The organism is Paenibacillus sp. P4_A7 (genome assembly GCF_056402455.1).
The window spans coordinates 1-12,806 of sequence record NZ_JBFUHJ010000133.1; the positions used below are offsets into that span (position 1 = coordinate 1).

A 12,806-nucleotide genomic window follows, 5' to 3' on the forward strand; every position below is an offset into this window, starting at 1 on the left:
TGCCTGAAGGGCTGTGTTATATCTACATATTACTCGGCAAGGAAGCTGATTCCGTTCAGCGACAAATAGTCGCTGCCGCCTCTCATGAACAACACTTGACCTGTGGAGAGTACTTGAATCTCCCCGATTACCGCAACACCATCTTCGATCGTGCTGACGGTGAATTTCTTAGCTTTCGCAGGGCGGAAGCCCTCAGGAAGCTGAAGGATGACGGAACCTTGCGTTATGTCACCGTTTTTAATCAAGCCGTCCAAGCTAACTTTGCCATTCATGTCCCGGTTGAAGGAGGCTTTGCCAAAAGTCGTTTGGTCATAATCCACCCAGCCATTGGACAGCGCTGCTGGCTTCTCGATACCCAGCGTAATGACTCCATTGTCTTTGACTGCGTCTGCGCGGGGAACGATACCGGTACTGCCTAAGAAGTAATTGTCATAACCGATTTCCGTTAAGGTAGCGCTTGGTCCCAATTCGATAATCCCTTTCGTGCCTGCGGACAAGGTGTTGCCACTTATTTTCGTATATGCGGCACTGCCGAGTTTGATCGCATAATCGACATGTCCTGCATATCCCCAGCCGTTTATGTTATTGCCTACGATTTGGGAGAACACAACTGGATTTATCTCGCCGTCCAAGGAAATGGCGGCTTGGTGCGTGCTCGTGTGTGGAACGTTTTGTTCGATTTGGTTGTACAGAATTTTGACCTGGTTACCTTCTGTTACTCGGATAGCCCCGCCGGCAGCTGTAATGTTGTTGAAAGCTATGACGACTTTTGCCGCTCCGGGAACCTGGCTCAATTCGACGCCGATGTTGTCGCCGGTAATTGTATTTCCAAGAATATTAATGGAATCGCCGGCATTAAGGAGTGATAACCCACCATAGAAGACGTTGTTCTCGAAGGAGGATGTGAATAAGCTCGGATCTCCCTTGGGATTTGTCAGCTTCACGCTGTTGCCGCCCAATTGCCAGAAGAAATTGTTTTGAACAAGAAGCTTCGCCATAAATTGCGGAAAGGTTGAGATGTCGATGTTCAGTGCATGTCTGGCTGGCTTACTGGTTCCCTGCGGAATAATGTTGATGGAGTCGATGCCGAATTGCCAGCCGATTCCAAGCTCTGGTGAAATGCGGATGACGTCTGTCGTGTTCGGAACGTTGGATTCAACAACTAGGCGGCTAAAAAATCCATCGCCAAGAATATGAATGGGGCGCTTGATCAAGAGCAGCTCGGTTCCACTGCCTTCCAGGAGATAGTCGCCGCCGGGGATGTATACGGTGCCGCCTTTCACTCCTGCTGCAGTAATGGCATCTTGGATGGCTTTCGTATCGTTTGTAGTTCCATCACCCTTCGCACCGAAATCCTTAACATTGAAGAAGGTTCTCTCCAAATCCTTCTTCTTTTGATCCGTTTCTTTTCCGCTGCTGGCGTTAACAGGAACCGCGAACAAAGAGATGGCAAGACAAACAGCGAGTACAGTAAAGCTCCATTTTTTCAACGTTTTCACAACCCCACTTCCTCTCATTTTGCATAATGTATTTCCATGAATAACGATAGCACAGCTAATGTGAACAAAATGTAAAGAATGAGATAATTGAATATAATATATAAAATATAATGAGAAGGAGGTAAGTGAAAATGTTTTTACCAATTGGATCCAATCTGTTGAATTGACAGGAGAGTTGTTCGGTATTTTATGATATAATATATAATGTAAAATTTATATTATATTTCAGAGAGCGGGATATCCGAATGAATAACATAACCAAGCAAACCTTTTTGGAAAAGAAAAGCATGAGCCAAGATATAGTTACGCTTATTAAGCAACAGATTCTTAACGGCGAACTAAATCCAGGAGACAGAATTGTAGAGACTAAGGTGGCTAAGGAGCTTGGAATCAGTCAAACTCCAGTCCGCGAGGCAGTACGGCTTCTGTCTGGAGAAGGCATCATCAATATTGTCCCGAACAGAGGACCAATTGTGAAAGATATGGAGGAGAAGGATATTTTTGAAATTTATTCTCTCCGTGCCTCTTTGGAAGGCTTGGCGATGAGGTTGACGACTTTGCATGCGTCCAAGGAGCAAATTCAGCTTCTTGTTGATCTGTACCAGGATATGGAGTCAAAGCTAAACAATCCAGACATAGACTCTTTTTTGAAAGAGTCGCTGCACCTCCACCATAGTATTATTCAATTCTCGCGTCACTCCCGGTTGATACAGATTTACGACTCTATTTCCTTCCAGATAGAACTTGCCAACAGAATCATCGGTATGAAGTCGACCAAACAGAAGGAGTTTGACGAGCATAAAGAGCTTATTGACGCTCTTCAGGAGGGGAATCCTGACGAGTCGGAGAAGGTCATGAGACGACATATTTACCGTTCCTTTAAGGAATGCATCCAAGTTCTGCAGAATAACGAATCCGCGGATCGCAATGACATTTGGAAGTGGCCTGAAGAGAATTTAAACGAATAGGAACGGGATTGAAACGGCCCTTCGTATGGTTAGTTCCACGTTATGCTGGAATTAGAGGATGCAGTGCATGACGTGGAGGCTGCGGATGCGATCATCAAGTCCGATGCTGAGAGGAAGAAAGCCACTATAGGACAGCTTATTATTGGTTCTTCTTCTTTTGTATAAGGCAGGCTTATGAAGCTTAGCGATACTTACATAAAAAGTTCTACGCATCAGATTATACTATATATAATATATTGAGTATTAAATAAATTTCTGGGATTGGCTTGTAATAAATCCATGCTGTTTTCCGCCGCGACACAATCGAAGTAGAATCTCATATGCGAGGCAATATCGAAATTGAAGCCCAACATTAAAATGTAACCGCTGTCATACTATTGAGATTTATCCCTATCTTCGTGACATCGCCTGAGATGAGCTGGATAAAGGATGAACGCACGTCTGCAGTTCGTGGTTATACTTGGGCTAAATGTCTATGCGAGTAGAGGGTAATACATAGCGGAAAAAAATGTTTGACATATATATTAAATATTATATATAATTCATTATATTTCAAATTTAATAGACAGGAGATGTGTCCGGGCAGCTATGGTGTTTGCGAGTTTAAGCATGCGAAGAAGGGGTTATCTGAGAAAGTGAATCAAAATGCGTTCAATTTGAGGAGGATGCTACATGAAACGATTCAATATTTTGTTAACGTTATTAATAGTTCTTACGGTTGCTGTCTTGCCGGCATGCAGTAATAACGCTCCGGCGAATGAGCCGAGCAATACTCCATCCAAAGAAACGGGTGAGAATACTCCATCCAAAGAAACGGGAGAGAATACTCCGGGTGAAGCAGCCGGTAAGAACGACCCCGTCGGTCTGCCGGCCAAGTTCGATCCGCCAATTGATATGAGTTATGTCAGCTATCAATTCGCAACGCTGAAATACGATAACGGCGATGATGTTAACAACAACTCTTGGACAAGAATGCTAAAAGATGAATACGGTATCATTTCCAAAAATTTATGGGAAGTCCCATACGCGCAATACAAGCAAAAAACGGACTTGATGATCGCCTCTGGTGACATTCCGGACTTCTTTCTCGCCGATCCTACACAGCTTAGACAACTCTACGATGCCGATATGATTGAGGATCTAACCGACGTATACGAGAAATATGCGCCTGATTTGGTTCGCCAAGTACAGGATGCCGCAGGCCAATACCCGAGAAAGGCCGCAACTCTCGACGGTAAGTTGATGGGAATTCCGTTTACCGGCGTTCTTAGTGAAAGCGTTAACGCATTATGGGTACGGATGGACTGGGTGAAGAAGCTTGGACTGCCAGAGCCTAAGACGATTGAAGATTTCATGACGATCGCGGACGCCATAGCGACCAAAGATCCCGACGGCAATAAAAAGAACGACACAATCGCTCTCGGTCTTGATAAGGATCTGAGTATGACTGCTCCATTTATGAATATGATGCATGCCTACAAAGGGATCTGGATAAAAGATGCCGACGGGAAGCTGGTGTACAGCAGCACGCAGCCGGCAATGAAAGAGGCACTGGCTAAGCTGGGTGAGATGTATAAAAAAGGATATTTCGATAAAGAATTCGTGGTCAAAGATCCGACGAAGTTGTTCGAGGACGTAACCGCCAATAAAGTCGGCATGTTCTACTCGGCAGGCACGGCAGGCGTTTATCCGCTGCAAGGCAGCAAAGACAATGATCCGAATGTGGAGTGGAAGATGTTCCCGCTGCCGACTTATGACGATCAGCCGGGCAAATTCCAGACTGAGCTCGACATCTTCCATGGCTTTTGGGTTGTGAAGAAGGGAGTCAAGCATCCAGAAGCACTGCTGCGTGTGATGGAACAGTGGCTGTCGAAATTTTACTTTAACAAGAGTGATGAGACTCATAAGCAGTTTGTAAGCAGCGATGACAACAATACAATATGGATGGAGTCTCCAGCTAAACTGTACATGCCGACTAGAAACCGCGATTTCTATCTGCTTGTCAACGAAGTATTGTCAGGCAAGACGGATAAGTCCGAAGTTCCTCCTGGAGTGAGAGATATTTTAGGAACGATTGAAAAATACAAGGCCGGTGACAATTCGTTCTGGGGTCAGAATGTGATTTATGGAGAGGGCGGCTCTATGAGTGTCGCGGATTACTACATCAATAACAAACTTTACATGCAGAACGAATTCATCACAACACCTCTTCAGATAATGGTTGACAGAGGCGTCAATCTTACCAAGCTGGAGCTGGAGACGTTCACGAAGATTATTACTGGAAAAGAACCGATCGAATCGTTCGACGCTTTTGTGGCAAATTGGAATAAGCAGGGCGGAGACGAAATTACGAAAGCAGTCAACGAATGGTATGCAGCTAATCAATAGATAGTATGAATGCCAGAGGAGAACGGCTTTCTCTTCTGGCATTTCATGATCAGGCGAAATGGGGGATAGCATTGTCAAAATCATGGAAACTTGAACTGCCGCTTCACCTCTTGCTGCTGCCTGCTACCGTGATCGTATTTATCTTCAATTATATACCGATGGTGGGCATTCTCATGGCTTTTCAACGATATATTCCCACGAAAGGTATACTAGGGTCCAAATGGGTGGGTTTAGATAACTTTGCCTACGTATTTTCTATACCTGATACTTATACCGTGTTATTGAACACCTTATATATCGCTAGCATGAAGATCGTCGTCGGTCAGGTTACACCGATCGTAATTGCCCTTCTGCTTAACGAAATGCGTGTGGTTTTCATCAAACGAGGGATTCAGACACTCATTTATTTGCCGCATTTTCTTTCGTGGGCGATATTAGGTGGCATTATGATCGACATCCTGTCCCCTTCAAACGGAATTGTGAATCAAATGTTGACTGCGCTGGGCGGTCAGCCGATCTTTTTCCTTGGCGACAATACCTGGTTTCCGTTCACGTTGGTGTTCTCCCATGAATGGAAGGAATTCGGCTTCAGCACCATCATCTATTTAGCTGCGTTGACCAGTATTTCTCCTGCTCTTTATGAGGCTGCTGTCGTGGATGGGGCGGGAAGATGGCGTCAGACCTGGCATATTACGCTCCCGGGGATGAGACCTGTCATTATTCTGCTCCTTACGTTAAGTCTAGGGCAAGTGTTAAATGCCGGATTCGAGCAAATATTCGTCCTTTACAGTCCGCAGGTGTACGAAAGCGGGGATATTATCGACACGATGGTGTACAGAATGGGTATGCTGAGCGCACAGTACAGTCCCGCTACTGCAGTGGGATTAATGATGTCGTTCGTGTCGCTGTTCTTAATATCCGGAGCGTATTACTTCGCTTACAGAGTGGCCAATTATCGTATATTCTAGCCGGAGAGGGAGCGAGCTTTTGGTAAAAGTATCATTCGGCCGTAAGCTGTTTATTGGCTTCAACTATTCCTTTATGATTCTGCTTTCTCTGTTATGCATTTTCCCTTTAATTCATGTACTGGCCGTGTCGTTCAGTGCCAATTCGGCTGCATCGGCGGGTCTGGTATCTGTATTGCCAATCGGTTTCAATCTGAAATCATATGAATTCGTCATGCAGAACGTGGAGTTTCTACGCTCAGTGGGTGTCTCCGCTAAGAGGGTGCTGCTTGGAAGTGTCCTTCAAATGCTGCTGATCGTCATTACTGCATATCCGTTGTCCATGGAAGTAACAAGATTCCGCTTCCGGACCGTGTACGCCTGGTATTTTCTGATTACGGTTCTGTTCAGCGGCGGACTAATCCCGACATTTATGGTCATTAAGAATTTGGAAATGCTGGACACCATTTGGGCGCTCGTTATTCCTGCCTCGGTCCCGGTGTTTAGCGTCGTGCTGCTGCTTAACTTCTACAGAGGGCTTCCGAAGGAACTGGAAGAAGCCGCATTCATAGATGGCGCTAGTCTCCTGCGTACATTGTTCAGCATCATCCTCCCGTTATCTCTGCCCGCGATAGCAACGCTGTTGTTATTTTCCATGGTGGGACATTGGAACGCTTGGTTTGATGGACTGCTCTACATGAATCGTCCGGAAAATTATCCGCTGCAAAGCTACTTGCAGACGCTTATTATCAACAATGATTTCAAGGCGACAACGGCGGAGGAATTGCAAATGCTTAAATCGATCTCGAACCGCTCCGTCAAGGCGGCTCAAATATTCCTTGGTTCGCTTCCAATCCTGCTCGTCTACCCGTTTCTACAGAAGTATTTCATGAAAGGCATCGTCGTTGGAAGCGTGAAGGAATGACAAGCAGCGGGCAAAGCAACTGTTATTCGTGAATAAGAGGACGCAAAGCATGCAGAATGGAACAGCAATACCATCCTTGTTGCAAAGACAAAGCATCAGCACTGATTTAATTGATTATTTCAAACAGCAAATTTTATCTGGAGAGTTGAACCCTGGGGACCGCTTGGTAGAAACGAAAATTGCCCGCGAACTCGGCATCAGTCAGAAACCAATTCGGGAGGCGTTAAGGCAGCTTCAGGGCGAGGCAATCATAACGATCATTCCCAACAAAGGTTCACTAGTAAGTAAACTTGATATGAAGGATGCCTTCGAAATTTATTCGTTCAGGGCTATGTTGGAAGGCCTCGCGATCCGGCTGGCGACGCAGCATGCTTCGGATGAGGAAATTTGCAAATTGGAGCAGTTCTATTCCGATATGATAGAATGCGTCCACGACGAAAAGGTACCCGTTTCGCATCTGCTCGAATATTCGTTTCACATTCACGATACAATCATGCGCTTGTCGGCTCACTCGCGATTATGCGCCATGTATAAATCGATTTCTTTTCAAATTGCTCTTGTTAACCGGAGTCTCGGCACAAGCTCCTMTAAGATGAAAGAGCTTGAACAGCATTGGGAGCTGATTAAGGCGCTTCGGTCAAGGAATCCCGATCATGCCGAAGATGTAATGCGAAGGCATATATATAAGTCCTATTCAGATTTTGTCAAGATTAATGGCTCCAAGAATGTTGTGGAATATGGAGAAGAGATATGGTTGAATCGGCTGCTAGATGATACTTCGAACAAACCTATTTAACAACTAGTAGGTGATTGAACATCCCGATAGTGGTTGATCATACAAATATATTCAATTTGGGAGGTTGAGTGGTGAAAGCTCTGGAATCGAGAATCGGTATCATTAATCCGCTTGAAAACGGGGGAGACTGCTTTGAGCCAGTCCTCCGTTACGGTTTGGACGTATGTCAACTGGTAAGCTGGGATATGAGCCAGGCCACAGACGCTGTTGCCGATACAGTTGCTTCTGCTGCTAAGAAAGCGGGTGTGCGCATTGCCGCTTTTTGGGCAGGTGTGCCGGGTCCCCAAGTGTGGAACTTTGTTGAAGGACCTTTAACGCTGGGCGTTGTTCCGATAGCTTACAGGGCAGAACGGGTTGCTGCACTTAAGTTGTGGGCTGATTTTGCCGCTCGCATCGGGGCTCCTGCCATCATTACCCACTGTGGCTTTATTCCAGAGAATATGACGGACCCTGAATATCCGGCGGTTGTCGAGGCAATTAGGGAAGTGGCGCAATATTGCGCGGATCTGGGGTTGGAATTCTGGCTGGAGACAGGACAAGAAACGCCAGTCGTCCTGTTGCGAACCATAGAACGCGTAGGTACGGGAAATCTCGGTCTCAACTTCGATCCAGCTAACCTGATTATGTATGGCAAGGGAAATCCGATTGATGCGCTTGATACAGTGGGTGACTAYGTGCGCAATGTTCATGTGAAGGACGGGTTGTATCCGATCAGCGGCCACAATCTGGGCGAAGAGGTTCGCCCGGGACTTGGCAAGGTGCAGTTCGCGGAACTGGTTCGCAAGCTGCTTGACCGCGGATTTGCCGGCGATTGGATCATAGAGCGGGAGATTCATGGGGAACAGCAGGAGAAGGACATCCGCCAGACGATGGCCGATCTGAAACGGTGGTCGGAAGCTAGGGATCCAGCATAAATCTGATCTGCACACTTAAGTTATCCTCATAACGATCAAAAGGAGGCGATAGTATGTTGAAAGTAGGACTCATCGGCATCGGTTTTATCGGCAGAGCTCATCTTGATCAATATTTACGGCTTGAAAAGGAGAATTATCCGATCCGCGTAACAGCGATTTGCGATACAGATCCCAAGAAGTTCGAAGGTGTTTTTACTGATGGGAATATAGGGGTAGGCAATACCGACTATGATTTCAGCAATTACAAGCTATATTCGGATCTGAATGAGATGCTGGAATCAGAAGAATTTGATTATGTTGACATCGCTTTGCCCACGTTCCTGCATGACTCGGTAGCCATGCAGGTTCTGGAGAAGGGCTTTAATGTGCTCTGTGAAAAACCGATGGCGCTAGATTCGAAACGCTGCGAGGCAATGCTTAAGGTTGCCAGAAGCAGCGGAAAGCATTTGATGATCGGCCAATGTCTCCGTTTCTGGCCGGCATATGAGTATTTGAAGGATTGCGTTGATCAGCATACATGGGGCGCAGTGAAGTCTGCTCGGTTCTACAGGGGCAGCGGAGCACCGATATGGTCGTATCAGAACTGGTTGCTCGACGAATCGCGGAGCGGCGGCGCTTTGGTAGATTTTCATGTTCATGATGCTGATATGATCCGCTGGCTGTTTGGAAACCCTCAATCCGTTTCTGCGCTGGGGCGCAATGTGTTTCCAGGCAGCGGCTATGATATTATTTCCGCACAGTATGTTTACCAAGATAGCAAGATTGTATCTGCGGAAGCCGATTGGTCCTTGCCGCCAAGTTTTGGATTCGAGATGTCATACCGCATAGGGTTTGATGAAGGAGCGGTTATTTTCACTGGAGGTGTGGTGACGGTCTATCCTAAGGATGGTCCAAGCTTTACGCCTGAATTGTCTGCAGATACGGGCTTTTATAGAGAAATCATCTATTTGGCTGATTGCTTGATGAACGGGCGAGAGCCGTCCGTCTCGTTAGGAGGGGACGTGATAGATTCGATTCGTCTTGTAGAGACCGAGAAAAGCTCCGCCGATAATGGGGGCAGATGGATCGAGTTCAAGTAAGAGAAATAAAGAGGAGCAATTTTAAAAATAAGTATTGAATATTTATAAATTCGAACTTATAAAATATATAATACATTATATATTATGGAGTAATGAAATTTGAGGAGTGAGAGCCAGTGGAATCAATACTGAAAAAGCAACTATTCATCGGCATAGAAGATTGCGCTTGGTTTTACAGCGGCGCCGAAACCCCAGCTCTCAAAGGAAGCCTGGATGCTATTAATGTCTATATGAATCGCCGAAGCGAAGGACCTGGAGGGCGGGAGAATAATGCGTCAATCGAGGCATCATGCAAATCCAACCTCGCATTGTTGCTCAAAGGAAAGCCGGAAAATATCAGCTTGCTGTCCAATGTTTCAGAGATTATCTCTATGATCGCGGGCTCCATTGCGTTCCGTGAGGGCGACAACGTTATCGTCAATCGGCTGGAATTTCCGTCAGGGGTCTTGCCTTGGCTTGTGCTGCAGGATAAAGGCGTTGAAGTGAGGTTCGTGGAGCATACGAACTGGCAAATTACACCGGAAGAAATTATGGAGAAGGTAGATAACCGGACTCGGCTCGTCATTACAAGCCATGTTAGTTATTTATCAGGGGCGAGGCTCGATTATCGAGAATTGTACAATCAATTGAAAAGAACGGATGCATTGCTGCTGCTCGATGCTACGCAATCGCTAGGTGCTGTACCCGTTGATATGAACGAAACTGATTTTCTGGTGTGCAGCTCCTATAAATGGCTGTTTGGCATTCATGGACTTGGGGTTCTAGGCGTTAATCCGGCACGGCTGTCAGACTTCATGCCCCGCTCGGTTGGCTGGAGGAGTGTGGTTGATATGTTCAGCCCGATTCGCCGCAGCAGTTATGAATTCCATGACGATGCCAAGCGGTTCGAGACCGGTTATCCGAGTTACCCGACGATCTACGCACTGGAATATTCCACACGGCTGTTGCTGGATACCGGCGTCGACCGGATCGAGAACCATATTTTGCGGCTGGGCGATGAATTAATCGAGAAACTGAAATTTCTTGGATTCGATATTATGACACCGCAGGAGCCACAGCGGCGTGCAGGCAACATTTGCGTTGTCTCAGACCGGGGAGAAGCAATTTCTGAGCAGCTGCAGAAACAAGGCATCTATTTGTGGGGCGGCGATGGACGATTCCGAGTGTCGATTCATTCCTTCAATGATAGCTCCGACGTTGACCGTCTGATCAATCGATTGTCAGAGGATATGGAAACAATCAAGGTAAAGGAGGTTGGATAGATATGAAAACAGCGGTGTGGATCGCTCCTGAACAAATCCGGATCGAGGAGCGAAGCTTGCCGGAGCCGGAACCGGGGGAGGTGCTGCTGCGCATTGAATCAGTGGGGATTTGCGGCTCCGAATTGGAAGGTTATCTTGGCCACAACAGCCTGCGCATGCCTCCCCTTGTCATGGGCCATGAAATGTGCGGTATCGTGGAACAAGTTGGCACAGGGGCACAGCGGTACGCATCTGGCCAGAGAGTGGTGGTTAATCCGCTTCTGTTTTGTGGATTATGCCGAAGTTGCCGGAATGGGTACACACAATTATGCGAGAAAAGGCAGATTATCGGCGTTCACCGGCAAGGCGCATTCGCCGAGTTCGTGCTTGTTCCAGAAAGCGCCTTGTTCGCGGTATCGTCAACGTTGAATCCGTTTCGGGCAAGTCTGGCTGAACCGCTCGCTTGCTCGCTGCGGGCTACCCGTCGGGCGATGGAGAGGCATCCCTTTGCAGCAGTCGTCGTGTTCGGGGCTGGCGGAATAGGCATTATGTGCGCCATGATCGCTCGAATCTTGGGTGCTTCGGACGTTATGATCGTTGATACAAACGCGGATAGGCTGGATATGGTGCATCGCCTTGGGTTCGGACTCACTGCGAACCCGAGGGAGGAATCGCTCGAATCGGTTGTGCAGTCGGCATTCGATAGCAAAGGCGTCGATGTCGTCATAGACGCGGCTGGGTTCCAGCCGACTCGGGAAACCGCGATTAGACTCGTCAATCCTGGTGGTACATTCATGAACATCGGTCTTGGAATCGATAATACGGTGCTGCCGATCAACCATCTCATTCGCAGCGAAATCGAGCTGCTCGGTTCATTCTGCTACACGTCCAAAGATTTTGCGGATGCCGTTGAGCTGCTTGAGCAGGGGAAAATTACAGAAGAGGGCTGGACTGAAATTCGTCCACTGGATGATGCAAATGTAGCTTTTCAAGAGCTTGTCCAAGGCAAGGTCAGACATGGAAAAATATTTTTGCAACCTGCTCGGGAGAATCTAGAGCGGGAATAAGGAATAGCGCGTCCGTCATAAGCTCGGCCAGTTTACCTTTTGCGGCTGGCGATGGGGAAATACTCAAATTGACCAAGGATACAACTCAAACCGTTTACGTTGGAGAAGATATCAGTTTGTGTATGTTTGGAGGAGCTACTAAAAATAATACAGACGTGTCAGCATCGGACAGAAAAACAGCCATTAAGGTTGTAGGAGCTGCAAACGGATGGGATATTCAATGGATGTGGGATAAAAGCAAGCTTGTTCCTGGTGCAACATACGATCTCTACGCAGTAGTTAAAATTAAGTATGCTACTGACTTGTATTACGTTGATGATAAACCAAAATTTTTCACTCCATCAGGGAATGCCTTTTCTTACGGAATATATGATGCAACTACAATTTCGTATCCAGTCGGTACTTCAACAATGCCGGTCCCTTCAATGGAAAATATGTTATGGCAGACGATCAAGATTGGAACATTTATCCCTTCTCAAACCAATAATCAATATGCTTATATTTGGCCTGCAAATAATCCAGCCAATGTGTATGCGGTATATGTCGATAAAATCTACTTTGTAAAACAATAAATACCAGTAGATTTATTGATCGCTAGATGGGATAACAGCGGATGAATTCCGCTGTTACCCTTATTCAATTGTCATCGTCTTCGTGTAAACTTCCTATGCTATCATTTATATATAAGGTATAATATAACATATATGGAACTTGGGAAAAGCGGGTCGACGCGTTTGTATGGCGCGACCTCTGCGATGCGAAGAAAGAGATGAGCAAACTTATTTTAAGGTTGTTTAACGAGTTTAGGAAGCTGCCCGAAGCTAGGGATTGGGCATATGAAGCTATCAGTTGGCTATAGGAGTGAGATAGATGGAATTAGCGGTGATGGACACGGAGCACCCCGCTATACGGATATTGGATGATTTGTTGCGTATTCAAAGCGTAAATCCGCATTATGGGGAGGATGCTCGGGGAGAGCAGGACG

Annotated in this window: 12 protein-coding genes; 11 read left to right on the top strand and 1 reads right to left on the bottom strand. The window is 46.5% G+C overall.

Features of this window, described 5'->3' with window-relative positions:
• Positions 1–29: 29 nt before the first annotated feature.
• Positions 30–1,499: a glycosyl hydrolase family 28-related protein gene (locus AC1DWN_RS16880; RefSeq protein ID WP_477560067.1), complete on the bottom strand. Its 1,470-nt coding sequence runs from the start codon at positions 1,497–1,499 to the stop codon at positions 30–32.
• Between the two features lie 245 nt (positions 1,500–1,744).
• Here AC1DWN_RS16880 and AC1DWN_RS16885 point away from each other — a divergent pair, with 245 nt between their 5' ends.
• The 11 genes from AC1DWN_RS16885 to AC1DWN_RS16935 all read left to right on the top strand — a co-directional run bounded on the left by AC1DWN_RS16885 (position 1,745) and on the right by AC1DWN_RS16935 (position 12,393).
• Positions 1,745–2,467 carry a GntR family transcriptional regulator gene (locus tag AC1DWN_RS16885; protein ID WP_477560068.1) on the top strand — a complete coding sequence of 241 codons (723 nt, stop codon included), beginning with the start codon at positions 1,745–1,747 and terminating at the stop codon, positions 2,465–2,467.
• A 42-nt stretch (positions 2,468–2,509) separates the two neighbouring features.
• Complete coding sequence (locus AC1DWN_RS16890; RefSeq protein WP_477560069.1) at positions 2,510–2,632, top strand: hypothetical protein; 123 nt, start codon at positions 2,510–2,512, stop codon at positions 2,630–2,632.
• Positions 2,633–3,139: 507 nt separating this feature from the next.
• Positions 3,140–4,855, top strand: a complete 1,716-nt coding sequence (locus tag AC1DWN_RS16895) for an extracellular solute-binding protein (RefSeq protein WP_477560070.1) — start codon at positions 3,140–3,142, stop codon at positions 4,853–4,855.
• Between the two features lie 71 nt (positions 4,856–4,926).
• Positions 4,927–5,823: an ABC transporter permease gene (locus tag AC1DWN_RS16900; protein ID WP_477560071.1), complete on the top strand. Its 897-nt coding sequence runs from the start codon at positions 4,927–4,929 to the stop codon at positions 5,821–5,823.
• Positions 5,824–5,896: 73 nt separating this feature from the next.
• On the top strand, positions 5,897–6,724 hold the full coding sequence (locus tag AC1DWN_RS16905) for a carbohydrate ABC transporter permease (RefSeq protein ID WP_477560078.1): 828 nt from the start codon (positions 5,897–5,899) through the stop codon (positions 6,722–6,724).
• 49 nt (positions 6,725–6,773) lie between these two features.
• The gene (locus tag AC1DWN_RS16910) at positions 6,774–7,520 is read left to right on the top strand and encodes a GntR family transcriptional regulator (RefSeq protein WP_477560072.1); all 747 of its coding nucleotides are present in this window, start codon (positions 6,774–6,776) and stop codon (positions 7,518–7,520) included.
• A 71-nt stretch (positions 7,521–7,591) separates the two neighbouring features.
• Positions 7,592–8,434, top strand: a complete 843-nt coding sequence (locus AC1DWN_RS16915; RefSeq protein ID WP_477560073.1) for a sugar phosphate isomerase/epimerase family protein — start codon at positions 7,592–7,594, stop codon at positions 8,432–8,434.
• Positions 8,435–8,487: 53 nt separating this feature from the next.
• Entirely contained in the window at positions 8,488–9,513 is a 1,026-nt protein-coding gene (locus AC1DWN_RS16920) for a Gfo/Idh/MocA family protein (RefSeq protein ID WP_477560074.1), read from the top strand.
• A gap of 116 nt (positions 9,514–9,629) precedes the next feature.
• Positions 9,630–10,775, top strand: a complete 1,146-nt coding sequence (locus tag AC1DWN_RS16925; RefSeq protein ID WP_477560075.1) for an aminotransferase class V-fold PLP-dependent enzyme — start codon at positions 9,630–9,632, stop codon at positions 10,773–10,775.
• Between the two features lie 2 nt (positions 10,776–10,777).
• Entirely contained in the window at positions 10,778–11,821 is a 1,044-nt protein-coding gene (locus tag AC1DWN_RS16930; protein ID WP_477560076.1) for a zinc-dependent alcohol dehydrogenase, read from the top strand.
• A 68-nt stretch (positions 11,822–11,889) separates the two neighbouring features.
• Complete coding sequence (locus AC1DWN_RS16935) at positions 11,890–12,393, top strand: hypothetical protein (protein WP_477560077.1); 504 nt, start codon at positions 11,890–11,892, stop codon at positions 12,391–12,393.
• Positions 12,394–12,806 lie beyond the last annotated feature (413 nt).

Bases quoted from the DNA above. Each gene is read 5' to 3' on its own strand.
- AC1DWN_RS16885 (WP_477560068.1), top strand. From the start codon at position 1,745: ATGAATAACATAACCAAGCAAACCTTTTTGGAAAAGAAAAGCATGAGC.
- AC1DWN_RS16890 (WP_477560069.1), top strand. From the start codon at position 2,510: ATGCTGGAATTAGAGGATGCAGTGCATGACGTGGAGGCTGCGGATGCG.
- AC1DWN_RS16895 (WP_477560070.1), top strand. From the start codon at position 3,140: ATGAAACGATTCAATATTTTGTTAACGTTATTAATAGTTCTTACGGTT.
- AC1DWN_RS16905 (WP_477560078.1), top strand. From the start codon at position 5,897: ATGATTCTGCTTTCTCTGTTATGCATTTTCCCTTTAATTCATGTACTG.
- AC1DWN_RS16920 (WP_477560074.1), top strand. From the start codon at position 8,488: ATGTTGAAAGTAGGACTCATCGGCATCGGTTTTATCGGCAGAGCTCAT.
- AC1DWN_RS16930 (WP_477560076.1), top strand. From the start codon at position 10,778: ATGAAAACAGCGGTGTGGATCGCTCCTGAACAAATCCGGATCGAGGAG.